We start from the raw sequence: 23333 nt of genomic DNA on the forward strand, positions 1-23333 counted from the left end.
CCGGGTTCTCCAAAAACCAATGTTCGTTGCGATTAAATCGCAAGTCTCTGATAAGTCGTCACTTCCAGATCGGTTTGCCGTCGCCCGGCAGGCCCAGCCGGTCCCACATGTCGGAAACCCGCTCGACCACGTCCTGATCCATGCGGATCTCCTCGCCCCATTCCCGCTTGGTCTCGGGCTCCCACTTGTCGGTGGCGTCCAGACCGATCTTGGAGCCCAGCCCGCTCTCGGGTGAGGCGAAGTCCAGATAGTCGATGGGGGTGGATTCGATCAGGGTGATGTCGCGCGCCGGGTCCATCTTGGTCGAGATGGCCCACATGACGTCCTTCCAGTCGCGGGCGTCGATGTCGTCGTCCACGACGATGACCCATTTGGTGTACATGAACTGGCGCAGATAGCTCCAGACGCCCAGCATCACCCGCTTGGCGTGGCCCGGATAGGCCTTCTTCATCGACACCACCGCGATCCGGTAGCTGCACCCCTCGGGCGGCAGCCAGAAGTCGACGATCTCGGGGAACTGCTGGCGCAACAGGGGAATGAACACCTCGTTCAGCGCCTCGCCCAGCACGCTGGGCTCGTCCGGCGGACGACCGGTGAAGGTGGTCAGATAGATGGGGTCGCGGCGCATGGTGACGGCGCTGACCTGGAAGACCGGGAACTTCTCGACCGAGTTGTAATAGCCGGTGTGGTCGCCGTACGGGCCTTCGTCCTCGAACTCGTCCAGCAGGACATGGCCTTCCAGCACGATCTCGGCCTGGGCAGGCACCATCAGCGGCACGGTCTTGCAGGGGACCAGTTCGGCCTTGGCGCCCCGCATCAGGCCCGCGAACTGATATTCCGACAATGTGTCCGGCACCGGCGTCACCGCCGCCAGGATCGTGCCCGGATCGGCCCCCAGAACCACGGCGCAGGGCAGGGGCTCGCGCTTTCCGGCCTTCTTGTGCCGGGCATAGTGCTGGGCCCCGCCCCGGTGGGCCAGCCAGCGCATGATGGCCTTGTCCTTGCCCAGGACCTGCATCCGATAGATGCCCAGGTTGAAGTCGTCCTCGCGGTCGTCCGACGGCCCCTTGGTCACGACCAGACCCCAGGTGATCAGGGGCGCAGGCTCGCCGGGCCAGCACGACTGGACGGGCAGGGCGGTCAGGTCGATCTGGTCGCCCTTCAGCACCACCTCTTGCACCGGCGCCTTCTTGACCGTCTTGGGCCGCATCGACATGACGGTCTGCGCCAGCGGCAGCATCTCCATCGCATCGCCCAGTCCGCGCGGCGGGGTGGGATTTCTCAGGAAGGCCAGCAGTTCGCCGACCTCGCGCAGCTCCGCCGTGGTGGTGCGCGCCTTGCCCTCCAGCGTCACCCCCATGGCCACCCGCTTCACCGTGCCGAACAGATTGGCCAGGCAGGGGATGGGGCTGATGGTTCCGTCCGGCATCACCGGCTTTTCGAACAGGACCGCCGGGCCGCCGTTCCTCAGCAGCCGGGTCTGGATCTCGGTCATCTCCAGCACGGTCGAGACCGGCTCGGACACCCGCACCAGTTCGCCGTCGGCTTCCAGTTGCTCGATGAAGTCGCGAAGGGATTTGTAGGCCATGAAGCGTGGCTTAGAGCATGATCGTTTCAGGTGGAACCGCGAAGCGGTTCCGACAGAAGCGTGAATCATGCTCTCGCTTTAATCTGGAGCCTGATTCACGGCATCGATGGAATCGCGCAGCGATTCCATCTCAACCGATCAGGCTCAGGCGGGTCGCGCGCCTGTGTCACGCCCCGCGCGGCCCATCAGGCGATCCAGCCCGACTACCGCCAGTCCGACCGCCAGGAACAGGCCCAGCATGGCCGCCGCCCAGAAGCCGGTCCTGCCCCAGCCCAACTGCTCCACATTCACGAACCAATAGGGCCACCAGCCCGAGGTGAAGCCGTGAAGCACCGTCCACATCACATAGATCAGCGGAAACGCCAGCCACCGGACTGCATCGATCCAGCGCAGATGGCCCTTGGGCGTGAACATCAGCCAGTCCAGCACAAAGGCCGCGGGCATCACATAATGCAGCAGGCTGTTGGCCAGCCACGCCAGCCCCTGCGGCGCCCAGACATTCGCCAGCAGCAGGTGATAGGTCAGCCCCACCACCGCGATATACATGGCCAGCGCCGCCCGGACGTGGACATTGGCGCCCCAGCGTCCCAGTCGGCTGTCGGCCCGAACCAGCGGTGCTGTCAGGGCCAGCGCCGCCAGAAGATTGGTCAGGATTGTGAAATAGCTGAAGAAGTTGACGGTCAGGCCGGGCATGGCCTCGACCTCCGCCGGGCCGATCATCAGCAGATACTGAAGCCCCAGCGCCGCCCAGCCGACAACGGCGAAGGCGCCCTGCCACAGTCGTGGTCGATCACGCGCACGCAGCATGGACGCCCTCCCGTCGTCGATCAGGCTTCAGTCTTGTCCCAATTGAAGGCGGGGTCCAGCCAGTCGCCGATGCGTTCGGCGCGATCCAGCGCGTTCAGGCGCTGAACCTCTTCCGCCGACAGTTCGAAATCGAAGATGTCGAAGTTTTCGCGCGCGCGGCTTTCCTTGGTCGTGCGCGGGATGGCGATGATCTTGTTCTGGATCAGCCAGCGCAGCGTCACCTGGCCGTTGGTTTTGCCGTGGGCCTTGGCGATTTCGGAAATGGTGGCGTCGTCAGCGATCTTGCCTTGGGCCAGCGGCGACCAGGCGGTGATCGACGATCCCAGCTCGGCGGCGGTGGCGACCAGCTGGTCAATGCCCAGATAGGGGTGGTGCTCGACCTGGTTGGTGATCAGCTTGGCCTTGGACAGACCCTGCGCTTGGCGGAACTCCTTGGACGGGAAGTTGGACAGGCCGATCGACTTGGTAAGGCCGGCTTCCTTGGCGGCGTTCAGGGCGCCCAGCGTCTCTTCGAACGACGGCTCGGCCTTGGGCCAGTGCAGCAGCAGCAGGTCCGGAACCGTGCCCAGGCTGTCGACCGATTCCTGCGCCTGACGCAGCAGGCCGTCGTGGTCGAAGTGGTCGACCCAGATCTTGGTCGTCAGGAAGAAGTCTTCGCGCGCCACGCCGGAATCGCGGATGCCTTCGCCGACCGCCTTCTCGTTCTTGTAGATCCAGGCGGTGTCGATGTGGCGGTATCCGATCCGCAGCGCCTCGGCGACCATGCGCCGCGCGTCGTCCGGCTCCAGCTGCCACGTCCCGAAACCCAGCAGCGGGATTTCGATGTCGTCGACGGTAATTGTGGGTTGATCGCCATAAGCCATGGGACGGTCCTTCACGTCAGGGGAGAGCGGAACAGTTAGGCGCCCGACGCCTCCGCCGAAAGGTCCTCATCAAACCATTGCAGAATTTCTTCCCACAGCGGCTCCATCCCCTTCCTGAACGCGCCCTCGTGCCCAATGCGTTTGACCCCGTAATCGTGGGGTCTGCGTGACAGGATTTTGACGGGCGCGGCAGGATAGGCGGACAGCAGGCGCGCGCCTGTGCCGGGCGTTGCGATGGGATCATCGCTGAAAATCCATGACCGGATCGGGGCGATCACCTTGTCGAACTGTTGCGGGTCCAGCGCGCCGTCGGCCAGTTCCTTCAAGAAATAGTCCGGCTTCAGGCACCATCGCTTCCAGGTCTCGAAAACCCCGCGCGGCAGGTCGGTCCCCCGCCACAGTTTGCCGCTGGGCACATAGCCGTGCTTGCGGATTTCACTGGGGCCCAGCCCCAGCCAGAAGAACAGCTCGAACGGGTTGTAGGTCCGGTGATGCCCGCCCCACCAGCCGGTGCCGACCGAGACGAAAGCGTGTTTCTCAAACCCGCTCTGGTTCGGCATGAAGCCGACGAAATGGCCGCCGACGCTGTGGCCGACATGAAAGACCGGCAGGCCCGGCGCCGCGACCTTCAGCGCCTTCAGGGCGGCGGGCATGTCCAGCCGCCCCCAGTCGGGATAATCCATTTGCATCCCCGCCAGATCATCCGACCGCGATCCGCCGATGCCGCGATAGTCATAGGTCAGGACCACGGCCCCGCGCTCGGCCATCCAGCGCGCGAACCGGCCATAGAAGCCGCGTGGAAAGCCGGTCCCGGCTGAAACCAGCACCGCCATCCGCGCGTCCGTCGGGCGAAACAGCGTCGCCTCCAGCGGCCAGCCGTCGCTGGCCTTGATGATCCGGTCTTCAACCCTGACACCCACGGAACGCCCCTTTGTCCGTTTTTATAGAATACGGACCATGGCTGATTTCCCCCGCGTCAGGTCAAGCGCCGTCGAAGCTTTTCACCAGCCGCTTGGGCGCCACATTGCGCCAGCGCCTCTCCAGCATGGCCTTCAGCCAGACCGGATCGACCGTGGCGATGCGCGCCAGCACCAGGGCGTGGTCGCGGTAATGGTCGGTGAAGTGAAAGGTCGCCGGGTCCATCTCGATCAGCAGATCGCGCTCATCCAGATTATCCAGATGCACCACGATGCTGTCGTCCAGCTGCGGTCTGATCCAGGTCAGGAACTTGCCCGCGACCTTGAACGACGGCTCGCCATAGGAAACCCCGTCCTCGACGCCGGGAAAACTGAACAGCAGGGCGCGCAGTTCGTCGTGGGTCACCCATCGCCTCCAGCGGGATTAAGCTTGCGCGCACCCTAATCCCGTCATCGCCCAAAGAAAAAGGCCGCGTCCCTGTCGGAACGCGGCCCTGATCGTTTTGGCTGAGTCTGAACTCAGGTGATGTCTTCGTTCAGCAGGCCGACCTTGAAGAAGCCGTTCTTCTGCATCTCGTTCATGACTTCCATGAACTGCGAGTATTTCACTTCCGGCTGGGCGCGGACGAAGACGCGCTCTTCTTCACAGCCTTGGCCGGTCGGGTTGCCCACGGCGGTGCAGACGTCGGCGGCCAGCTTCTCGATGTCGGTCTGCTTGTCAGCGATGAACAGCGAACCGGATTCCTGGATGGTGATGTACACCGGGTCCTTCGGCTTTTCGGCCGAGGCGTCAGGCGGGGTCGCCGGCGGCAGGTCCAGACGGATCGACACGGTCGCCATAGGCGCGGCGACCATGAAGATGATCATGAGGACCAGCAGAATGTCGATGAACGGCGTGATGTTGATATCCGCCGTCTGTTCGATCGTGTGCTTGTCCCCGCCGGAACCACCGAGCTTGGCAGCCATGCATCGTCTCCGTTACTCGCCTGACGCATTCCGCGCCGACATTTCCCTATGGATCGCCCGAAGGCTTGAAGGGTTCTTGGCGTCCCGATGCGCGCTTGTAAAGCGGTTCTAAACGATCTGCCGTTCCCGAACGTCAATTACACGCAGGAAGCGCAGCGGTTACGCCTTCGCCAGCTTCAAAAAACGGTCCATCAGGGCAGGATCGTCCTTGAAGGCGCCGGTGAAGCGGGTCGTGATGGTCGAAACGTGCCGGTGATGCACCCCGCGGGTGGTCATGCACTGGTGTTCGGCGTCCAGCATCACCGCCACGCCGCGCGGCTGCAGGTGCGATTCGATGGCGTCGATGATGTCGTTGGTCAGGGTTTCCTGATTCTGCAGGCGCCGCGCGAAGATTTCGACCACCCGCGCCAGCTTGGAGATGCCCACCACCTTCTCGCCGGGCAGGTAGGCGACATAGGCCTTGCCCAGGAAGGGGGCCATATGGTGCTCGCAGTGGCTCTCCACCTCGATGTCGCGCAGGATGACCATGTCGTCGTATCCGGTCACGTCCTCGAAGGTGCGGCTAAGCTCCCTGGCCGCATCGGCCTCATAGCCGTCGAACCATTCGCCATAGGCGTCGACCACCCGCTTGGGCGTGTCGATCAGGCCGGGACGTTCGGGGTCATCGCCGGCCCAGGCGATCAGGGTCCGCACCGCCTCCAGCGCCTGTTCGCGGCTGGGACGCTTGGAGGTCGCTTCGTTGGCGACGAGGACGGGCGTGACGGGCGTGGCGCTCATGGGGACTCGATTTCCGGCCGGGGCGGGGAGAGCCGCTCGGGGTTTACCTTCTACAATCCATCAGGACTGTATATCAGGCCGCTATATGGGACGGAGCCTCCGTCCTGCAAGAAAACCCGCTGAAGACTGATCCATGCCGCTGCACATCCACGACACCCTGCGCCGTGAAAAGCGCCTGTTCACGCCGCGCGACGCAAGCCGGGTCAGCCTCTATGTCTGCGGGCCGACGGTCTATGACTACGCCCATATCGGCAATGCGCGCCCGCCGGTGGTGTTCGACGTGCTGGTGCGGCTGCTGCGCCGGACCTACGGCGCAGACCATGTGATCTACGCCCGCAACGTCACCGACGTGGATGACAAGATCAACCAGAAGGCCGCCCGCGAAGGCGTGCCGATCAGCGAGGTCACCGCCCGCTATGAGGCCGCCTATCTGGCCGACATGGCCCTGCTGAACGTGTCGCGGCCCGACATCGCTCCCCACGTCACCGACTATATCCCCGCCATCGTCGATCAGATTCAGGCCATCATCGACGCGGGCTGCGCCTATGCCGCCGAAGGCCACGTCCTGTTCGACGTCTCGTCCTACAAGAACTATGGCGCGCTTTCCGGCCGGAACCTGGACGACATGATCGCCGGCGCTCGCGTCGAGGTGGCCCCGTACAAGAAGAACCCGCACGACTTCGTCCTGTGGAAGCCGTCCAAGGCGGATGAGCCGTCCTGGCCTTCGCCCTGGGGCGAGGGGCGTCCCGGCTGGCACATCGAATGCTCGGCCATGATCGAACAGACGCTGGGCCTGCCCATCGACATCCACGGCGGCGGCATCGACCTGGTCTTCCCCCACCACGAGAACGAGATCGCCCAGGGCGTCTGCGCCCACGGCCACGCCCACGGCGACCAGGCGCATGACGAATACGCCCGCTACTGGATGCACAACGGCTTCCTTACCGTGGACGCCGAGAAGATGTCGAAATCCATCGGCAACGTCCTTCTGCTGCACGATCTGGTCCAGGCCATGCCGGGCGAGGTTGTCCGTTGGGCGCTTCTGTCGGCGCATTATCGTCAGCCGCTGGACTGGAATCAGTCGCTGCTGGATCAGTCCAAGAAGTCGCTGGATCGCCTGTACGGCGCCCTGCATCGTTCGTCGGGCATTGCGGCGCTGGATCTGGATCCGCCCGCGGACTTCCTGAAATCCATCGAGGACGACCTGAACACCCCCGGCGCCATGGCGTCGCTGTTCGCCCTGTCCAGCGAGATCGAGCGCGGCATGACGGCCGGCGATCTGGACGCGGTGGCCCAGGCGCGCGGCCGCCTGATCGCCTGCGCCTCCATCCTGGGCGTGCTTCAGGCCGATCCCGCCGCCTGGCTGGAAGGCGATGTGTCCGACGATCTGCGCGTCGAGGTCGACTCCCTTCTGGAACAACGCGCCGCCGCCCGCGCCGCCAAGGACTGGCCCGAGGCCGACCGCATCCGCGACCGCCTGAACGAACTGAACGTCGTCGTCATGGACGGCCCCGACGGCGCCACCTGGCGCATGAAGGGCTGACGCTTTCTTCCGCCATGCTTCTCCTCCCCATTTCATGGGGAGGTGACGCCCCGCCTAGCTCTCCCTGAACCCATGCCCGCCGTGCGGTTTTCAGTTCGCCTTGCGGATCAGCTCGTCAGCCAGCGGCGCGGTTAGGTAACCGTCCGCCGTGCGGTTGTTGGCCAGTTGCCAGCGGCGCAGGGCCGCACGCGTGTTCGATCCGATCACGCCGTCGACCCCTTGCGTGTCATAGCCCAGGCGCGTTAGGGCGGTCTGGGCGCCGATGCGCTGGTCGCGCGTCATGGCTGGGTCGTTGGGCCAGGCCTTGCTCAGTCCCGGCTTGCCCATGATCCCGTCCGCCGTCAGGCCGATGGCCAGGGCGTAGGAGACCGAGTTGTTGTAGGCGCGGATCACATAGTGGTTCGGCAGGGCCAGGAAGGCGGGGCCGTTGGCGCCTTGCGGCAGCAGGATCGTGGCCTGCTCCTGCGCCTCGGCGCCGTTCGGCGTGCCGCCTTGCGCCAGGCGCACGCCGCGCGCCGACCAGTAGGCCCAGTCGTGCTTGGGCCCTTCGGCGTCGGCATAGTTGAACCCGGCGGGCAGCACGACCTCGTAGCCCCAGCCCTGTCCGCGCTTCCATCCGGCCTGGGCCAGAAGATTGGCGGCGGAGGCCAGGGCGTCGCCGTCATTGCCCCAGATGTCGACCTTGCCGTCGCCGTCCTGATCCACGCCCAGGCGCAGATAGTTGTCGGGCATGAACTGGGTCTGGCCCATGGCCCCGGCCCAGCTGCCCTTCAGGCCTTCGCGCGTGCGCTTGCCCTCGATGACGATGTCCAGCGCATGTTTCAGCTGCGTCTCGGCCCAGTCGCGACGGCGCCCATCATAAGCCAGGGTCGCCAGCGAGCGGATCACGTCATAATTGCCCTGGACCTGACCAAAGGCGCTTTCCTGCGCCCAGACCCCGACCAGAATCTCGCTTGGCACGCCGAAGCGCTGAACCACCGGCCACGGCACGCGGTCGATGCGCTGGCGGGCCTGGGCGATGCGCACGGGCGTCACCGCATTCTGGATATAGGCGCCGGCGGGGCGCGAGAACTCAGGCTGGTTGCGGTCCAGGCGGATCACCGTCGCATCCGGCGTCAGTCCCTCCAGCTCCCGTGCATAGGCCGCCTGGCGGGCGCCGCCCTTGCGCGCCAGAAAGCCCTGTTTCCAGCCGTCGAAACCCTGCTGGTCATAGGCCGTCAGCGGCGGGGTCTGGGGGGCGGGCGTCGCGGGCGGCGGCGTCGGCGACGCAGGCTGGGTCGCGCTGGGCTGCGGTCCTGTCGGCATCGAGGGCAGGGGCGGCTCAGGCAGCATCGGGGCGCAGGCGGCGACCGAACCAATCAGAAGAAGGCGGAAGGAAAAACGCATGAGATTCAGGGTAAAGCCCTCGACTGGAAACGTGAAATGACAACACCGCGAATGGGCGGCGAATGTCCCGCGGCGATCACCGTGATGGCCCTAAAGCGCGCAAGGGCCGGAACCGTTGCTGTCCGATCCCTTCCTTCAACGGCTATTGTAAGGTTTCGGGCCTGTGTTTGGACTGTGTTAACAGGCTGCGGCGTAATGGCGCAGCTTAAGCTCTGACGGCCTGATGGCGGAGTGGCGACGCGACGGGGGTGCAACCCCGTAAACCCTCCGTTCGACTCGGAGGTCAGGCCTCCAGACTTTTTCGTGCGGCGCGGCGAGGCCGCCCGACGGACAACGCATCGCCAGTGCGGCCGGGTTTCGCCCCCGTGCGGCCCGAAAAAGCCCGCTGCGCCTGAAAAACCGGGCGGGACAGGGCGGTTTGGGTTGACGCATCCGACTCGTCTATCTATACGACCGCCTCCGCCGCGATCCGCCCGGGTCAGCGGCTTTTCTATTGGTTTCTCTCAGGACGTCCGACCATGAAGGTCCGTAGCTCGCTCAAGTCGCTGAAGACCCGCCACCGCGATTGCAAAGTCGTGCGTCGCAAGGGCGTCGTCTTCGTCATCAACAAGACCGACCCGCGCTTCAAGGCGAAGCAAGGCTAAGCTGTCTCGCCTGCGCGCCGCTTCGGCGGCGTGCGCGCACAGCGTCTTGCTGACGATCCACAGGCTGCGGATTTTGTCCGCGGCCTTTTTCGTGTTCGCGGTTGAGCCATGCGCCCGGTCATGGTTAGCGTCCGCGCCTGATTACTGGAGTATATCCCATGGCTGACGACGCCTCGTTCGACGGTGGTCCCGACGTTCTCACCTCCACGGCCCAGGGTCGCCTGCGCAGCATCATCGAGCGCCTGGAGCGCCTCGAAGAAGACAAGCAGGCCGTCATGACCGACATGAAGGAGGTCTTCGCCGAGGCCAAGGGCGAGGGCTATGACGTCAAGATCCTTCGCAAGGTCCTGCGCATCCGCAAGCAGGACAAGGCCAAGCGGCAGGAAGAAGACGCCATTCTGGATCTGTATATGTCGGCCCTCGGCGAGATCTGAGGCTGACCCGGCTTGAAGCGCACGCCCTTCAAGCCAAGCGGCGGGCTGTCACGGTCAGGCAGCCCTAAAGGCGACGGCGTAACCAAGCCGCGCTCAAGTAGCCCGAAGGGCGGCAGCGCCAGCAAGAAACCCTTGCCTAGCTCGTTCGAACAACAGCGTGAGGCCGCCAAACGCGCCGCCCTCAACGCCCTGAAACGCGCCCGCCGCTCGGCAGAGAAGGCGGGCGTTTCGCTGTCTGAATGGGAGGGCGAGTTCCTCGATTCCGTCAGCGACCGCGTCAAAACCCACGGCCGCGCCTTCGCTGACCCCGAAAAGGGCGCCCCCGGTCAGGCCCTGTCGGCCATGCAGGGCCGTAAACTGAAGGAAATCACCGCCAAGGCCAACGGCGAGGAACCCAAACGCCGGTGGGGGCGAAAGCCGAAGGACGCATAAACATCCGTCATCCTCGGGCTTGACCCGAGGATCGGATCGTCCGCAACTCAGCGTTGATGAGTGAGCGCAGACCTTTCATCGCCACCTATATCCAGGCCAGTCGTCCGCATGGCGTGCTTTACGTGGGAATGACCGCAAACCTGTACGAACGCGTCGGCCAGCATCGAACAGGCGCTCTCGAGGGATTCGCCGGCCGATACGGTTGTGGCCTGTTGGTTTGGTATGAGCAGCACGAATACGTCACGACGGCGATCCGTCGGGAGAAGGCGTTGAAGCGCTGGAATCGCGTTTGGAAGCTCGAACTGATCGAACGTATGAACCCAAACTGGGCGGACCTCTATCCTCATTTGTGCGGCTGGGCGCCTGATCCTCGGGTCAAGCCCGCGGATGACGGGGAAGGAAGTGTGGCAGTTTTCCTGAAGCGGCTGGGCGAAGGCGGATAGGCCTAGCCCGCTTCCTTCAACTGCTCCTCCAGCCCCTGTTCGCGGACCTTGCGGTACAGGGTCGAGCGGCCGATGCCGAGGCGGCGGGCGATCTCGCTCATATGGCCGGCATAGACCTCGATGGCGTGCTGGATCAGGTCGCGTTCGATCTCCTCCAGCGTGCGCAGGTGGCCGCGGTCGTCCAGAATGCGGATCGGCTGGTCGGGCAGGGCGGCCAGGTCGCTGTGGGCCACAGACGCGACCGCCGCCGCCGACGGCGCGCTGTCCGGCATCGGGGCGGCGACGCCGGAGATAGCGGGGAAGTCGTGCGGCTGCAGGAAGGGCGCGTCAGCCAGGACGATGGCGCGGAACACGGCGTTCTCAAGCTGGCGCACATTGCCGGGCCAGTCGTGGGCCTGCAGCATGGCCAGGGTTTCTGGCGCGCAGCCGACGATGCGCTTGCCTTCCTCGGCATTGAAGCGGGCGATGAAATGGTCGATCAGGGCCGGAATGTCCTCGCGCCGCTCACGCAGGGACGGGGCCTCGATGGGAAACACGTTCAGGCGATAGAACAGGTCTTCGCGGAAGGCGCCGTCCTTTACCTGCTGGCCGGGATCGCGATTAGTCGCCGAGACGATGCGGACGTCGATCTTGACCGGACGCTTGCCGCCGACGGGGTCGATCTCGCTTTCCTGCAGGGCGCGCAGCAGCTTGACCTGAAGGTCCAGCGGCAGTTCGCCAATCTCGTCCAGGAACAGGGTGCCGCCGTCCGCCTCGCGGAACTTGCCCAAGGTTTTTTCGTGCGCCCCGGTGAAGGCGCCCTTCTCATGACCGAACAGAATCGACTCGGCCAGGTTAGCGGGCAGGGCGCCGCAGTTGACCGCAACGAACGGCTTGCCGGCGCGGTCGCTGGCGCCGTGCAGGGCGCGGGCGATGACTTCCTTGCCCACGCCGCTTTCGCCGGTGATCAGGACGGGGATGGAGGACTTGGCCGCCCGCGCACCCAGCGCCTTGACCATCCGCATGGCGGGGCCGTCGCCGACGATGTCATCGAAACTGGCCCGGCCCAGGGCGCGCTTGGTCAGGCGTCCGACCTCGGCCGTCAGCTGCGTCAGCTGCAGGGCGTTGCGCACCCCGATCAGAAGCCGTTCCGGGCTGACCGGCTTGACGAAGAAGTCCTGGGCGCCCGCCTGCATGGCCTTGACCACGGTGTCGATGCCGCCGTTGGCGGTCAGCACGATGACCGGCGTGGTGACGCCTGCGCTGCGCATTTCGGCCAGACACTCCATGCCCGACATCTCCGGCATGATCATGTCCAGCAGGATGACGTCGGCGCCGCCGCCCTTGGTCATGCGGTCGATGGCCTCGCCGCCGTTGACGGCGTGCACCACGGCATAGCCGTCCCGCTCCAGCACGGCCTGCAGCAGTCGGCGCTGGGTCGGATCGTCATCGACGACCAGAACGGTCTTGGCCATGTTCAGCCCTTCATCATCCTTGCGGCCAGCCTTGGCGGATGGCCCGTTTCGGGACGATTTCTAGGGCGTCGAGGTGAAAATCGCGTTGTCCGGCGTGGTGTGCGACCCGTTAACGCGCGCCCTTCGTGTCGCAGCGCACCTCTTGCCAGAGTTGCAGTCTTCGGCCGTTGACGATCAGATCGGGCAGGGGCACGGGCGCGGTTTCGACGCCCGTCCGCAATGCCGCCCTCAGGTCGGTGGATGCCGTATTGCCGCAGGTCGCATTGTATCGGGCCTGCAGATTCCACCTTCCGTCCTCGCCTGCCGTAAAGGCCAGGATCGCCGTCCTGCTGGCCAGCAGAACATCCTGACGACCATCGCCGTTCAAATCGGTCATGCGCAGGACGCAGGCCTCGTCGTTGTGGCAGTTGAATGCAAGATCAGGCTCGCCTTTGATCTGGGCCATGAAGTTGGGCGGCAGGGTCTGGCCTGCGACCGGCTCGATCTTAACCTGCCGGGCCATGTCCCGCTTTTCGTCAGGGGAATAGGCGGGTCGGACATCCGACGCCTTGGTCTCTCGCGCAAGACGCGCTGTTTCCGCATCCTTCGAGCTGATCAATCCGTCCAGAGCCGCCCGTCCCGCCTTGCCGCTGTCGAAGCGCAGGAAGCTGTAGTCGAAGTCGGCGGCCTTGACCTTGCCGCGCTCCAGCCGCGCCACCTGATCCGCCACCGACAGGCGCGTCGGGTCCAGAAGGGGGCTGAACAGGGCCAGGATGACCAGAACCGACAGGACGGCGGCGGCGACATTGGTGCGCTCCAGCGGCTTCATCCAGGCGCCGGGCCGTACGGCGGCGAACAGATAGCCGCCCGCATAGACCACGCCGACCAGGGCGCAGGCGGCGGCGATGATCCGGTCCGGCGTCAGGCCGTGCTGGCCGATCCGCAGGCTCAGACCCCAGATGGCCAGAACCACCAGCGGCGCGACCAGAACCGACGCGACCCGCGTCGCGATCCGCAGAACCAGCGGCGGCAGATTGTCCGCCTCTCCATCCTGATAGGCCGTGTTGATCAGGATGATCAGGGCCGCCGCCGCCGCCAGGATCATCGCCGTGGCGCTGCGTGTCGCCCACAGGGGCTCCAGACCTGTGAAGGGCAGGGCGGCCAGAAAGCCAGCCGTCAACACCGTGATGACCAGCAGCAGCCAGGACAACAGCATCAGGGCCACGGTCCGCACGCCTCTGATCAGACCGTCGCGCACATCGGTCAATTGAACCGCAATCGCGAAGGCGGTGCAGGTGACGGGCAGGGCGAACCAGGCCGAGCGCACCAGTTCGGTCAGAAACTTCAACCCGATCAGATCAAACAGGGCCTCGCCGAGTTGCAGCAGGATCCAGAAGGCGCCGGTGAAGCCCAGTGACAGGGCCAACTGCACGCCCGCCTTCCAGGCGACGTCGAAATACTGATGATAATCGACCACCCAGCGCCGGGCGCGCACCGCAGGCGTCAGCAGGTGATGGGCGATGAACAGGGCGGCGGCGGAAAAGGCCATGACCGGGAACTTCAGGAAGGGCGCCTGATCGTAAGGGGCCAGCACCCTGCGCGCGACGTCGTGACAGCCCAGCAGGAACAGCGTCAGCGCCGCCACGCCGATCCAGATCGCCAGCACCGGCCATCTCAACCGCCCCACGCCCGCCAGGGCCGCCACGGGGGCAAAGCCGATGGCCAGCGCCAGCCCGCCGAACAAGGCCGGGTCGGTGGATGGCCAGACCTTGCCGTCCGCTGCGCGATACAGCCCATAGAGCAGAAGACCCTGGATCAGGCCGATCCCGACACGTGCTGCAAACAGGCGGTTCTCGCCCCTTAATCCGGCGCGTCCGGTGTCATGAGCCGTGTCCTGCGTCGTCTCGGTCACCGGGCGTCTCCTTGCGGTTGCAGCAAGGATTGCATGGACAATAGGTGCTGGAAAGGACGGGCGAAGGTTGCGCCATCGGATCGGCTTGCCCACAACACGCCCCATGAATGCACACTTCAAGCCGACAGACGCCCCCCTCTGGGACCTGACCGACCTCTACGCCTCGCGCGACGACGCCAAGATCGGCGTTGATCTGACGAAGGCGCGCGGACTGGTGGACGAGTTGAACAGCCTGCAGGGCAAGCTCGTCGCCGCGCGTGCCGATGCTCAGGCTCTGGGCGGGCTGCTAGACCGGGCGATCCGTCTGTATGAACAGTCGTCGGATGTTCTGGGCGCGCTGGGCGCCTACGCCTTCCTGTCGGCCTCGACGGCGCGCGATGATGCGGGCGCACAGGGGTTCGAGGCGGATGTGCGTGAGAAGATCACCGCCATCGCCACCCCCACCGTCTGGCTGACGCTGGAGATCAACGCCATCGACGACGCCGAGCTGGAGGCGGCCCTGACCGCTGACGTTGCCGCGTCGCGCTGGCGGCCCTGGCTGCGGCGGGTACGGGCGATGAAGCCGCACGAACTGTCGACCGAGCTTGAAACCTATATCGCCGAACGCGGGCCGATCACCGCCCAATGGCCGCGCCTGTTCGACGAGCAGCTGGCCGCCCTGCGCGCTCAGGTCGGCAGACGCGGGGCGGGCGCCGAAAGCCTGACCCTGGCTGAGTCCCTGAACCGTCTGTCGGACGCCAAGCCCGCCCGTCGACGCGCCGCCGCCGAAGGCCTGTCCGACGCCCTGGCCGCCCGCGCCCCGACCCTGGCCCTGGTGCTGAACACCGTCGCCGCGGACAAGGCGATGGAGGACCGCTGGCGCGGCTTCAAACGTCCCGCCGACAGCCGCCATCTGGCCAATGAAGTGGACGGCGAGGCCGTGGACGCCATGGCCGATGCGGTCGCCGAGGCCTATCCGCGTCTGTCGCATCGCTATTACGCCCTGAAGGCCAAGGCGATGGGCAAGACCCGACTGGACCACTGGGACCGCAACGCCCCCATCGAAACCACCGCCCCGCGCGCCTTCACCTGGCTGCAAGGCCGCGAAATCGTGCTGGACAGCTTCTCCGACCTGGGCGGCGACTTCGCCCAGCGCGCCTCAGGCTTCTTTGACAAGCCGTGGATCGATGGCCGGGCGCGGGCGGGCAAGCAGTCCGGCGCCTACGCCCACCCGGTGACGGCGGACCGCCACCCTTACGTCTTCCTGAACTGGATGGGCGAGCGCCGCGATGTCCTGACGCTGGCGCATGAACTGGGCCACGGCGTCCACCAGACCTTGGCGGCGGACCAGGGCACCCTGCTGGCCGACACGCCTCTGACCCTGGCCGAAACCGCCTCGATCTTCGCCGAGGGGCTGACCTTCGACCGTCTGCTGGCCACGGCGCCCAAGTCGGAGCAGCGTGGTCTGCTGGCCGGGCGGATCGAGGACGGGCTGAACACCGTGGTGCGCCAGATCGCCTTCCACCGTTTCGAGACCCGCTTCCACGACGAGCGGCTGAAGGGCGAAGTGCCGCAGCAGCGGATCAACGAAATCTGGCTGGAGGAGATGGGCGCCTCGCTGGGGCCGTCTGTCGCGCTGAACCCCGGCTATGAGCACTGGTGGAGCTATGTCAGCCACTTCGTCCATTCGCCCTTCTACGTCTATGCCTATGCGTTCGGGGACCTGCTGGTCGCGGCCCTGATGGAGGCGCGCCGGGCCGATCCGACGGGCTTTACGCCCCTGTACCGCGAACTGCTCGCGGGCGGCGGGGCGCGGACCTATGTCGAGGCGCTGAAGCCGTTCGGCCTCAATCCGCGCGACCCGGCCTTCTGGAGCGTAGGCTGCAAGCGGCTGGAGCGTCTGGTCGATCAGTTTGAGCAACTGACGTAATCTTTGCCGTCCTATTTCCGTCATCCTCGGGCTTGACCCGAGGATCAGGCGTTCAGCGGTTTGTGCTTTCGAGAGAGACGCAATGCGGCGGCTCCTCCGATCCTCGGGTCAAGCCCGAGGATGACGGGTAGGGTGATAATGGGGGCTGGAGGACGGACCGCGACCGCGTGTTCACATTCCCGGGCTTGAGCGAACCGTGTGCCTCGGTATAAGTCGCTGAAAGACCGACTAGGGAAGATCCATGGCCGACTCGCACACCCCCGCCGCCGAAGCCCACGCCGACGCGCACGACTATCAAAGGGGATCGATGCAGATCACGGAACAGGCGTCGACTTTCGACCTGTTCATCGTTCTGGCCAAGTGGGGCTCACTGTCGATCGCAGTGCTGATCCTGGCGCTGACCCTGTGGTTCCATCCGGGCGGCAGCTTCGGCGCTGCCTTCATCGGCGCGGCGGTTCTGGCGGTCGCCGGCTTCTTCGCCCTGAAGTCCAAGCCCGGCGCTGCTCACTGATTGCCCTGATCCTGTGAAACCAGGGTCGGGAATCTGCTGATCTCCCAAAGCTTTGGCATAACCGTGCTTTGACGGCGCGGGCTCTGACGGCCTAACCTTCGTTCAAGGATAAGAACGAGGGGATTCGCTTGGCTGTCGCTATCGCCGTTACCCGGGAACGCCGTGAAGGTGAGACGCGCTGCGCCGTCACGCCTGAAACCGTCAAAAAGCTGATCGGCCTCGGTGCGACCGTGACGGTCGAGGCCGGGACGGGGCTGGGCTCCTCCATTCCTGACGCCGAATACGTCGCCGCTGGCGCGGTGGTGAAGCCGGACACCCGCGCGGTGCTGGACGGCGCCGACATCGTTCTGAAGGTGCGCGGTCCCACGGCCCAGGAAACCAGCGCCCTGAAACCTGGCGCCATCGTTCTGGCCATGCTGGACGCCTATCGCGAGAAGGATACGGTCGAGGCCCTGCGCGGCGCGGGCGCCACGGCCTTTGCGATGGAGTTCGTGCCCCGCATCACCCGTGCCCAGGTCATGGATGTGCTGTCGTCACAGGCCAACCTGGCCGGTTATCGCGCGGTGATCGAGGCGGCCTACGCCTATGGCAAGGGCTTCCCGATGATGATGACGGCGGCCGGCACCGTCGCCGCCGCCAAGACCTTCATCATGGGCGTCGGCGTCGCGGGCCTTCAGGCCATCGCCACGGCGCGGCGTCTGGGCGCGGTTGTCACCGCCACCGACGTGCGCCCCGCCACCAAGGAGCAGGTGGAATCCCTGGGCGCCAAATTCCTGGCCGTCGAGAACGAAGAGTTCAAGAACGCCCAGACGGCAGGCGGCTACGCCAAGGAGATGTCGGCGGAATACCGCGCCCTGCAGGCCGAACTGACCGCAAGCCACATCGTCAAACAGGACATCGTCATCACGACGGCCCTGATCCCCGGCCGGGCCGCGCCCATCCTGCTGACCGCCGAACACGTCGCCTCGATGAAGCCCGGCTCCGTCATCGTCGATCTGGCGGTCGAGGCGGGCGGCAATGTCGAAGGCTCGAAACTGAACGAGGTCGTCGTCACCCCGAACGGCGTCAGCATCGTCGGCTGGGCCAATCTGCCGGGCCGCATCGCCGCCGACGCCAGCGCCCTCTACGCCCGCAACCTGTTCGCCTTCATTGGTCTGTTGATCAAGGACGGGGCGCTGAGTGTCGATCTGGAGGACGAAATCCTCAAGGCGTCGGTTGTCACCCACGGCGGGGCCGTAGTGCATGAGGGCGTCAGGGGATGAAGGTGGAGCGAATGAGGACGGCCACCGAGCTTAAGGCTTACTTCGGGCTCAGCTTGGCCATGACGCTGGTCGTCGCCGCAATGGTGGTCTGGCGCCCTGGCATAGAGGCGCAGTCGGTTCTGCTTCTGACGCCGTTCCTGATCCTGGCGGCCCTTGCACGCATCACCCTCAAACTGACTAGGCGTGTTGAACAACTGGAAAGCCAAACCTCGTCTGCGGAAGGCGCAAACTCGCCGGGCGACGATGGCGGCGTGATGCGTGAGGGAGTGAGAGGATGATCGGTCCTATCCTGCGCAAAGCCCTTCGATGGGCGGCCGTGATCCTGATGCTGTTCGGTCCTCTTTCGTCGGTCGTCAGCGTCTATGAACTGTTTGTGAGGTCGGACTTCACCCTTGTAGGATCATCAGGCCAGTTCTGGATTTCGACATTCGCGACCTTCGCCAGCACGATCGTGCAAGGCGGTGTTCTGTTGGTGTTGCTGAGTATTGATGAGCGGCTTCAGGGAGAGAAAGTCTGACCATGGAACACGTCGATCCCACCGTCTTCCGCCTGGCCATCTTCGTCTTGGCCATCTTCGTCGGTTATTATGTCGTCTGGTCAGTGACGCCTGCGCTGCACACGCCGCTGATGGCGGTGACCAATGCGATTTCCAGCGTCATCATCGTCGGCGGTCTGATCGCCGCCGCCGCCGTTTCGGGTGATGTGTCCGGCCCCAGCGCCTGGATCGCCAAGGGGGCGGGCGTGGTCGCCGTGACCCTGGCCAGCGTCAACATCTTCGGCGGCTTCATGGTCACGCGGCGGATGCTGGCCATGTACAAGAAGAAGGAGCGGCCCGCCGCGCCCAAGGTCACAACGTGACGGACGCCGCCCAGATCGCCATCGTCGGCTCGTGGGTCGGCACAGGCATCGGTTTCGGCCTGTGGCTTTACGGCTGGTTCGGGACGCAGATCCCGCTGAAACGCCAGCGGCTGCATGACTGCGGCATCGCACTGGTCTTCTCGGCCATTCTGGTCCGCGTGGTCACGCAGGACCGACCGCTGGGAGTTTTCGAATGGGCCCTGTTCTTCATCGGGCCCTTGTTCATCGCCGCCGCCCTGTGGCGGCTGGCGCGCACGTCTTAGGGGGAGGGGCGTGATGAACGCATCTTTGGCCGCACTGGCCTATCTGGTTTCCGGGGTTTTGTTCATCTTGTCGCTGCGGGGGCTGTCCAGCCCCGAGACCAGCCGTCAGGGCAACACCTTTGGCATGATCGGCATGGCCCTGGCCATCGGCGTGACCCTGCTGACGCTGGGTGCGACCGGCGCGCTGGATCCCGTGACGCTGGGCCTGATCGCGGGCGGTGTCATCGTTGGCGGCGGGGCGGGGGCGCTGATCGCCAAGCGGGTCGCCATGACCGACATGCCGCAACTGGTCGCCGCCTTCCACAGTCTGGTCGGCATGGCCGCCTGTCTGGTCGCCATCGGCGCCATCTATGCACCTGAGGCCTTTGGAATCCTGTCGGCGGACGGCGCGGGGATCAAGACCCTGTCGATTATCGAACTGAGCCTGGGCGTGGCCATCGGCGCCATCACCTTCACCGGCTCGGTGATCGCCTTCGCCAAGCTGAACGGCAACATGAGCGGCGCGCCGATCCTGCTGCCTGCCCGCCATCTGATCAACATCGGTCTGGCGCTGGGGCTGGTCTTCCTGATCGGCATTCTGATCGGCACAAACGGCGCGGCGACCTGGGCCTTCTGGGGCGTCTTTCTGATCGCCCTGATCCTGGGCGCGACCCTGATCATCCCCATTGGCGGCGCCGACATGCCCGTCGTGGTGTCGATGCTGAACTCCTACTCGGGCTGGGCGGCGGCGGCCCTGGGCTTCACGCTGGAGAACATCGCCTTGATCATTACCGGCGCGTTGGTCGGATCGTCGGGCGCCATCCTCAGCTACATCATGTGCAAGGGCATGAACCGCAGCTTCATCTCGGTCATCCTGGGCGGGTTCGGCGGCGGCGATGCGGCCGCCGGTCCCGGTGGGGCCAAGGAGACGCGCCCGGTCAAACAGGGCTCGGCCGAGGACGCAGCCTTCATCATGAAGAACGCCTCCAAGGTCATCATCGTGCCGGGCTACGGCATGGCGGTGGCCCAGGCCCAGCACGCGCTTCGTGAAATGGCCGACAAGCTGAAGGAAGAGGGCGTCGAGGTGAAATACGCCATCCACCCCGTCGCGGGCCGGATGCCGGGGCACATGAACGTCCTGCTGGCCGAGGCCAACGTCCCCTATGACGAGGTGTTCGAGCTGGAGGACATCAACGCCGAGTTCGCCACCGCCGACGTCGCCTTCGTCATCGGCGCCAATGACGTCACCAATCCGGCGGCCAAGACCGACCCGACCAGCGCCATCTACGGCATGCCGATCCTGGATGTCGAAAAGGCCGGCACCGTCCTGTTCATCAAGCGCGGCATGGGCTCGGGCTATGCGGGCGTGGAGAACGAACTGTTCTTCCGCGACAACACCATGATGCTGTTCGCCGACGCCAAGAAGATGGTCGAAGGGATCGTGAAGTCGCTGTGATGCGAGATTGGACAGGCGCCGCCGCCCTGACCGGCGTTCTGTCCCTGTCCGCCTGTTCGGCCATGCTGAACCTGACCGTATCGGGCGGGTTGGACCGGCCGGAAGTGACCTTCGACCAAGGGCGGCGCGCCTGCGTGCGTGATCTGGCCGTCTATGAGAAGTCGGGCGACGCCTACACGCCCCTCTGGTCCATCGCGGCGGAAGGGCCGCGGTGCGTGAGGTTGACCCGGATCGTCTATGGCGAGACGCCCGCCGGGTTCACGGTCAAGTCTGCTGCAACGCCTCTGCGGGCGGACGGCGTCTATGAGGTCACAGGCGGCGGGATGACGACCCATCCTCTGTCTCAAGTTCCCTGGCGGGGCGGCGCCCGATTCCATTTCCGCGACGGCCAGTGGCGGATCTTGCAGGCGCGCGCCGACGCCGTTTCGCCCACGCCCTAAAGACCCCTATCGCAGGGCTTTCAGACCCGTTATCACGTGTCTGTGAACACAGCAGCGCCGCGCCGATTTGAAGCCTTGGACTCCCTACGGGGCGTCTGCGCCATTCTGGTGGTGATGTTCCACATGCCGGTGGCCAGCCATTGGCGAGACTGGGGTTTCATCCAGCACTCGTATCTGTTCGTCGACTATTTCTTTGTCCTGTCGGGCTTCGTCATCGCCCATGCCTATGCCGGGCGGCTGAAGACGGGGCGCGACGCCGGGCGGTTCATGGTGCGGCGTCTGGGTCGGGTATGGCCGCTGCACGTGCTGATGCTGGGCGCCTTCATCGCGTTGGAGCTGGCGCGACTGTTTTTCCACGTGGATTCCGCCTCGGCCTTCACACGTGATCGGTCGGTGGAGGCGATCTTCACCAATCTGCTGCTTATCCAGGCCTGGCATGTGCATCCGTATCTGACCTGGAATGGTCCGGCCTGGACCCTGAGCGCCGAGGTCGCCTGCTATCTGATCTTCGCGGCCCTGGTGCTGGCGGCGCCCAAGCGGTTCCGCTGGATCGGGCTGGTGCTGGCGATCATAGGCGGGGTGCTGGTCCTGACGTGCGCCAAGCGATTCATGAACACGACCTACGACTTCGCTGTGCCAAGGGCGGTTTATGGCTTCTTCCTGGGCTGTCTGCTGCAGGGGATTTTGACCAAGATTTCGCGGCTGAAGGGGATGGCCGCGACCGGACTGGAGATCGCCGCTGTCGTCGCCGCCTGTGTCTTCATCGGCTATGCGCAGGGACCGGTTACGGTGGCGGTGACCCTGGTGTTCGTGGCCCTGGTCTGGGTCTTTTCCGGCGAGGACGGGGCCCTGTCACGCCTGTTGGATCATCCGGCGCTGGTCACCCTGGGACGGTGGTCGTTCGCCATCTACATGGTCCATATGTTCATTCTGACCGTCATGATGATCGTGGCCAGAAAACTGAACTGGGTGCCAGAGCGCCGGATTGATTTCGGCTCGGTCTGGCTGAACGACCTGTTCGCCATCGCCATGTTCGGCTTCATCGTCGTGGTGGCGGTGTTCGCGCATCGACTGGTCGAGCAACCAGCCCAGCGGATGATCGACCGCTGGACCAAGCCGAAGACGGCCTGACGTCAGGCCGCCATCCGCCATTCGGTCTCGACCGGCAGCGCGCGCCCTTCGTCCCATAGGGCGTCCTCGTCCGAATAGCGGCTGCTGGCGGCGGCGGAGATGACGTCCACCACCTGCTCCTCCAGACGATCCCAGATGACCGCCAGATCGGACGATCCATCGGCCTCGCACGGGACGATCAGATAGCGGCTGGCGTTGATAGCGTGGGCGGGTTGGAAGCGGGCCATGTGTTGATCTCCTGAAGCGGTTCGCCTCTTGTCGATGATGGTGTTATGAGACAGCATTGCGCCAGAAACGGACGTATCGAGCGGGAGCGGCAGTGAGACACGACAAGGCGGCCATGGTGATCGAACTGGCGCGGCGCATGGCCGCCAGCGCTGAGGGCCTGACCCTGGACGAGATGGCGCGGGATATGAGCGTGGGCCGCCGCACCGCCGAACGGATGCGTGACGCTGTGCTGATGCTGTTCCCGCAGGTGGAGGAGGTGTCGGATCCGCCGTCCAAGCGGTGGCGCATCCGCGGGGGGCTGTCCGCCTTTGAACAGGTGCCGACCGCGACCGAAATGCTGGAACTGACCAAGTCGGCGTCGGCCCTGCGCGCGGCGGGCGAACCGGCGCGCGCGGCGGCGCTGGAGGGGCTGGAGCGCAAGCTGAAGGCGGCGATGCGGTCCACGACGCTGAACCGGATGGCGCCGGACCTGGAGGCTCTGGTCCGCGCCGAGACCATCGCCGTGCAGGCCGGGCCGCGTCCCCATGCTGACGAAGCCATGCTGACCGCCATTCGTGGGGCGGTTCTGGCGCAGCAGCCGCTGGGCTTCACCTATTCCCGACCGGGCGCAGAGCCGCGCAGGCGATCCGTGGCCCCGTGTGGCGTCATGTTCGGGCGCGCCAACTATCTGGTCGCCGCCGACCGCGAGACGGGCCGCATCCAGACCTTCCGACTGGACCGGATGAGCAGCGTCGCGCCGCAGGACGGCGTCGCCGTACCGCCCGCCGATTTCGATCTGGGCGTCTTCGCCAGCCAGTCCTTCGGCATCTATCAGGACGAGATCGAGGATGTCGCCATCCGCATCGCCCCAGAAGGTGCGGACGAGGCGCGGGGCTGGCGCTGGCACCCGACCCAGACGTTGGAGGATCAGGCTGACGGCGCCGTCATCGTGCGGTTCCGCGCGTCGGGGATGCGCGAACTGGCCTGGCATCTGTTTACATGGGGCCAGCAGGCGGTGATCCTGTCGCCGGATCGACTGAAAGCCGTCATGGCCGAGGAACTGGCGGCGGCGGGGCGCGCTCTGCAACAGGCCTGAGCGTGACAGAAAGGTAAGCTGACACCGGGGCTTGCCGATCTATGCTGGCAGCTTGCTGAACAATTCGGAGACGACC

Annotated in this window: 27 protein-coding genes and 1 tRNA gene; 17 read left to right on the forward strand and 11 right to left on the reverse strand. The window is 65.4% G+C overall.

Annotated elements, in window-relative coordinates:
* Nucleotides 1-58: 58 nt before the first annotated feature.
* The 7 genes from JKF87_RS08035 to folE form a co-directional block, all read right to left on the reverse strand.
* Nucleotides 59-1588 carry a UbiD family decarboxylase gene (locus JKF87_RS08035; RefSeq protein WP_201099234.1) on the reverse strand — a complete coding sequence of 510 codons (1530 nt, stop codon included), beginning with the start codon at nucleotides 1586-1588 and terminating at the stop codon, nucleotides 59-61.
* A gap of 144 nt (nucleotides 1589-1732) precedes the next feature.
* Nucleotides 1733-2395, reverse strand: coding sequence for a Pr6Pr family membrane protein (locus tag JKF87_RS08040; protein ID WP_201099236.1), 663 nt, complete (start codon nucleotides 2393-2395; stop codon nucleotides 1733-1735).
* Between the two features lie 20 nt (nucleotides 2396-2415).
* Nucleotides 2416-3258, reverse strand: a complete 843-nt coding sequence (locus JKF87_RS08045; protein ID WP_201099238.1) for an aldo/keto reductase — start codon at nucleotides 3256-3258, stop codon at nucleotides 2416-2418.
* Nucleotides 3259-3293: 35 nt separating this feature from the next.
* The gene (locus JKF87_RS08050) at nucleotides 3294-4178 is read right to left on the reverse strand and encodes an alpha/beta hydrolase family protein (RefSeq protein WP_307417675.1); all 885 of its coding nucleotides are present in this window, start codon (nucleotides 4176-4178) and stop codon (nucleotides 3294-3296) included.
* A 61-nt stretch (nucleotides 4179-4239) separates the two neighbouring features.
* On the reverse strand, nucleotides 4240-4581 hold the full coding sequence (locus JKF87_RS08055) for an MmcQ/YjbR family DNA-binding protein (protein WP_201099240.1): 342 nt from the start codon (nucleotides 4579-4581) through the stop codon (nucleotides 4240-4242).
* A gap of 113 nt (nucleotides 4582-4694) precedes the next feature.
* On the reverse strand, nucleotides 4695-5141 hold the full coding sequence (locus tag JKF87_RS08060; RefSeq protein WP_201099242.1) for a biopolymer transporter ExbD: 447 nt from the start codon (nucleotides 5139-5141) through the stop codon (nucleotides 4695-4697).
* Between the two features lie 159 nt (nucleotides 5142-5300).
* Nucleotides 5301-5918 carry a GTP cyclohydrolase I FolE gene (folE, locus tag JKF87_RS08065; protein ID WP_201099244.1) on the reverse strand — a complete coding sequence of 206 codons (618 nt, stop codon included), beginning with the start codon at nucleotides 5916-5918 and terminating at the stop codon, nucleotides 5301-5303.
* A 133-nt stretch (nucleotides 5919-6051) separates the two neighbouring features.
* Between folE and cysS the strand changes: the two genes are divergently transcribed.
* Nucleotides 6052-7461, forward strand: coding sequence for a cysteine--tRNA ligase (cysS, locus tag JKF87_RS08070; protein WP_201099246.1), 1410 nt, complete (start codon nucleotides 6052-6054; stop codon nucleotides 7459-7461).
* Between the two features lie 90 nt (nucleotides 7462-7551).
* Here cysS and JKF87_RS08075 read toward each other — a convergent pair whose 3' ends face one another.
* The gene (locus JKF87_RS08075; protein WP_201099248.1) at nucleotides 7552-8847 is read right to left on the reverse strand and encodes a lytic murein transglycosylase; all 1296 of its coding nucleotides are present in this window, start codon (nucleotides 8845-8847) and stop codon (nucleotides 7552-7554) included.
* A 217-nt stretch (nucleotides 8848-9064) separates the two neighbouring features.
* Between JKF87_RS08075 and JKF87_RS08080 the strand changes: the two genes are divergently transcribed.
* From JKF87_RS08080 to JKF87_RS08100, 5 genes are all read left to right on the forward strand, one after another.
* Nucleotides 9065-9141, forward strand: a tRNA-Cys gene (locus tag JKF87_RS08080).
* Between the two features lie 224 nt (nucleotides 9142-9365).
* Nucleotides 9366-9491, forward strand: a complete 126-nt coding sequence (gene ykgO, locus JKF87_RS08085) for a type B 50S ribosomal protein L36 (RefSeq protein ID WP_008263184.1) — start codon at nucleotides 9366-9368, stop codon at nucleotides 9489-9491.
* Nucleotides 9492-9649: 158 nt separating this feature from the next.
* Nucleotides 9650-9925, forward strand: coding sequence for a DUF2312 domain-containing protein (locus JKF87_RS08090; protein ID WP_201099250.1), 276 nt, complete (start codon nucleotides 9650-9652; stop codon nucleotides 9923-9925).
* Between the two features lie 132 nt (nucleotides 9926-10057).
* Nucleotides 10058-10357 (forward strand): hypothetical protein, encoded by a 300-nt coding sequence (locus tag JKF87_RS08095; RefSeq protein ID WP_201099252.1) that lies wholly within the window; start codon nucleotides 10058-10060, stop codon nucleotides 10355-10357.
* Between the two features lie 56 nt (nucleotides 10358-10413).
* Nucleotides 10414-10800 carry a GIY-YIG nuclease family protein gene (locus JKF87_RS08100; protein WP_201099254.1) on the forward strand — a complete coding sequence of 129 codons (387 nt, stop codon included), beginning with the start codon at nucleotides 10414-10416 and terminating at the stop codon, nucleotides 10798-10800.
* 2 nt (nucleotides 10801-10802) lie between these two features.
* Here the strand turns inward: JKF87_RS08100 and JKF87_RS08105 are convergent, their stop codons facing one another.
* Together JKF87_RS08105 and JKF87_RS08110 are read right to left on the reverse strand one after the other, a co-directional pair.
* Nucleotides 10803-12254: a sigma-54-dependent transcriptional regulator gene (locus JKF87_RS08105; protein WP_201099256.1), complete on the reverse strand. Its 1452-nt coding sequence runs from the start codon at nucleotides 12252-12254 to the stop codon at nucleotides 10803-10805.
* 109 nt (nucleotides 12255-12363) lie between these two features.
* On the reverse strand, nucleotides 12364-14145 hold the full coding sequence (locus JKF87_RS08110) for a DUF4153 domain-containing protein (RefSeq protein ID WP_307417673.1): 1782 nt from the start codon (nucleotides 14143-14145) through the stop codon (nucleotides 12364-12366).
* A gap of 103 nt (nucleotides 14146-14248) precedes the next feature.
* Here JKF87_RS08110 and JKF87_RS08115 point away from each other — a divergent pair, with 103 nt between their 5' ends.
* From JKF87_RS08115 to JKF87_RS08160, 10 genes are all read left to right on the forward strand, one after another.
* The gene (locus JKF87_RS08115) at nucleotides 14249-16054 is read left to right on the forward strand and encodes a M3 family oligoendopeptidase (RefSeq protein ID WP_201099260.1); all 1806 of its coding nucleotides are present in this window, start codon (nucleotides 14249-14251) and stop codon (nucleotides 16052-16054) included.
* Nucleotides 16055-16295: 241 nt separating this feature from the next.
* On the forward strand, nucleotides 16296-16565 hold the full coding sequence (locus JKF87_RS08120; RefSeq protein ID WP_201099262.1) for an aa3-type cytochrome c oxidase subunit IV: 270 nt from the start codon (nucleotides 16296-16298) through the stop codon (nucleotides 16563-16565).
* A 128-nt stretch (nucleotides 16566-16693) separates the two neighbouring features.
* Nucleotides 16694-17827 carry a Re/Si-specific NAD(P)(+) transhydrogenase subunit alpha gene (locus tag JKF87_RS08125; RefSeq protein WP_201099271.1) on the forward strand — a complete coding sequence of 378 codons (1134 nt, stop codon included), beginning with the start codon at nucleotides 16694-16696 and terminating at the stop codon, nucleotides 17825-17827.
* Between the two features lie 11 nt (nucleotides 17828-17838).
* Complete coding sequence (locus JKF87_RS08130; protein ID WP_201099273.1) at nucleotides 17839-18105, forward strand: hypothetical protein; 267 nt, start codon at nucleotides 17839-17841, stop codon at nucleotides 18103-18105.
* Nucleotides 18102-18344, forward strand: coding sequence for a hypothetical protein (locus JKF87_RS08135; RefSeq protein WP_201099275.1), 243 nt, complete (start codon nucleotides 18102-18104; stop codon nucleotides 18342-18344). The genes JKF87_RS08130 and JKF87_RS08135 overlap by 4 nt, the downstream gene beginning before the upstream one ends.
* A gap of 2 nt (nucleotides 18345-18346) precedes the next feature.
* Nucleotides 18347-18685: an NAD(P) transhydrogenase subunit alpha gene (locus tag JKF87_RS08140; RefSeq protein WP_201099277.1), complete on the forward strand. Its 339-nt coding sequence runs from the start codon at nucleotides 18347-18349 to the stop codon at nucleotides 18683-18685.
* Entirely contained in the window at nucleotides 18682-18948 is a 267-nt protein-coding gene (locus JKF87_RS08145) for a hypothetical protein (protein WP_201099279.1), read from the forward strand. The genes JKF87_RS08140 and JKF87_RS08145 overlap by 4 nt, the downstream gene beginning before the upstream one ends.
* 13 nt (nucleotides 18949-18961) lie before the next feature.
* Nucleotides 18962-20383 (forward strand): NAD(P)(+) transhydrogenase (Re/Si-specific) subunit beta, encoded by a 1422-nt coding sequence (locus JKF87_RS08150; protein ID WP_201099281.1) that lies wholly within the window; start codon nucleotides 18962-18964, stop codon nucleotides 20381-20383.
* On the forward strand, nucleotides 20383-20823 hold the full coding sequence (locus JKF87_RS08155; protein WP_201099283.1) for a hypothetical protein: 441 nt from the start codon (nucleotides 20383-20385) through the stop codon (nucleotides 20821-20823). Before JKF87_RS08150 ends, JKF87_RS08155 begins: the two co-directional genes overlap by 1 nt.
* Before the next feature lie 75 nt (nucleotides 20824-20898).
* Entirely contained in the window at nucleotides 20899-21954 is a 1056-nt protein-coding gene (locus JKF87_RS08160; RefSeq protein WP_236261209.1) for an acyltransferase family protein, read from the forward strand.
* Between the two features lie 2 nt (nucleotides 21955-21956).
* On the opposite strand, the gene JKF87_RS08165 is transcribed toward JKF87_RS08160, so the two are convergent.
* Nucleotides 21957-22181: a hypothetical protein gene (locus JKF87_RS08165; protein WP_201099288.1), complete on the reverse strand. Its 225-nt coding sequence runs from the start codon at nucleotides 22179-22181 to the stop codon at nucleotides 21957-21959.
* Between the two features lie 92 nt (nucleotides 22182-22273).
* On the opposite strand from JKF87_RS08165, the gene JKF87_RS08170 reads away from it, so the two are divergent.
* Nucleotides 22274-23257, forward strand: a complete 984-nt coding sequence (locus tag JKF87_RS08170; protein WP_307417668.1) for a helix-turn-helix transcriptional regulator — start codon at nucleotides 22274-22276, stop codon at nucleotides 23255-23257.
* Nucleotides 23258-23333 lie beyond the last annotated feature (76 nt).

It is taken from the genome of Brevundimonas nasdae, assembly GCF_016654005.1.
Taxonomy (GTDB): Bacteria; Pseudomonadota; Alphaproteobacteria; order Caulobacterales; family Caulobacteraceae; genus Brevundimonas; species Brevundimonas nasdae.

Excerpts from the sequence above, each read along its gene's own strand:
- JKF87_RS08035 (WP_201099234.1), bottom strand. The coding sequence starts at position 1,588 with ATGGCCTACAAATCCCTTCGCGACTTCATCGAGCAACTGGAAGCCGAC.
- JKF87_RS08040 (WP_201099236.1), bottom strand. The coding sequence starts at position 2,395 with ATGCTGCGTGCGCGTGATCGACCACGACTGTGGCAGGGCGCCTTCGCC.
- JKF87_RS08045 (WP_201099238.1), bottom strand. The coding sequence starts at position 3,258 with ATGGCTTATGGCGATCAACCCACAATTACCGTCGACGACATCGAAATC.
- JKF87_RS08060 (WP_201099242.1), bottom strand. The coding sequence starts at position 5,141 with ATGGCTGCCAAGCTCGGTGGTTCCGGCGGGGACAAGCACACGATCGAA.
- folE (WP_201099244.1), bottom strand. The coding sequence starts at position 5,918 with ATGAGCGCCACGCCCGTCACGCCCGTCCTCGTCGCCAACGAAGCGACC.
- cysS (WP_201099246.1), top strand. The coding sequence starts at position 6,052 with ATGCCGCTGCACATCCACGACACCCTGCGCCGTGAAAAGCGCCTGTTC.
- JKF87_RS08075 (WP_201099248.1), bottom strand. The coding sequence starts at position 8,847 with ATGCGTTTTTCCTTCCGCCTTCTTCTGATTGGTTCGGTCGCCGCCTGC.
- ykgO (WP_008263184.1), top strand. The coding sequence starts at position 9,366 with ATGAAGGTCCGTAGCTCGCTCAAGTCGCTGAAGACCCGCCACCGCGAT.
- JKF87_RS08090 (WP_201099250.1), top strand. The coding sequence starts at position 9,650 with ATGGCTGACGACGCCTCGTTCGACGGTGGTCCCGACGTTCTCACCTCC.
- JKF87_RS08100 (WP_201099254.1), top strand. The coding sequence starts at position 10,414 with ATGAGTGAGCGCAGACCTTTCATCGCCACCTATATCCAGGCCAGTCGT.
- JKF87_RS08105 (WP_201099256.1), bottom strand. The coding sequence starts at position 12,254 with ATGGCCAAGACCGTTCTGGTCGTCGATGACGATCCGACCCAGCGCCGA.
- JKF87_RS08115 (WP_201099260.1), top strand. The coding sequence starts at position 14,249 with ATGAATGCACACTTCAAGCCGACAGACGCCCCCCTCTGGGACCTGACC.
- JKF87_RS08120 (WP_201099262.1), top strand. The coding sequence starts at position 16,296 with ATGGCCGACTCGCACACCCCCGCCGCCGAAGCCCACGCCGACGCGCAC.
- JKF87_RS08130 (WP_201099273.1), top strand. The coding sequence starts at position 17,839 with ATGAGGACGGCCACCGAGCTTAAGGCTTACTTCGGGCTCAGCTTGGCC.
- JKF87_RS08135 (WP_201099275.1), top strand. The coding sequence starts at position 18,102 with ATGATCGGTCCTATCCTGCGCAAAGCCCTTCGATGGGCGGCCGTGATC.
- JKF87_RS08140 (WP_201099277.1), top strand. The coding sequence starts at position 18,347 with ATGGAACACGTCGATCCCACCGTCTTCCGCCTGGCCATCTTCGTCTTG.
- JKF87_RS08150 (WP_201099281.1), top strand. The coding sequence starts at position 18,962 with ATGAACGCATCTTTGGCCGCACTGGCCTATCTGGTTTCCGGGGTTTTG.
- JKF87_RS08155 (WP_201099283.1), top strand. The coding sequence starts at position 20,383 with ATGCGAGATTGGACAGGCGCCGCCGCCCTGACCGGCGTTCTGTCCCTG.
- JKF87_RS08165 (WP_201099288.1), bottom strand. The coding sequence starts at position 22,181 with ATGGCCCGCTTCCAACCCGCCCACGCTATCAACGCCAGCCGCTATCTG.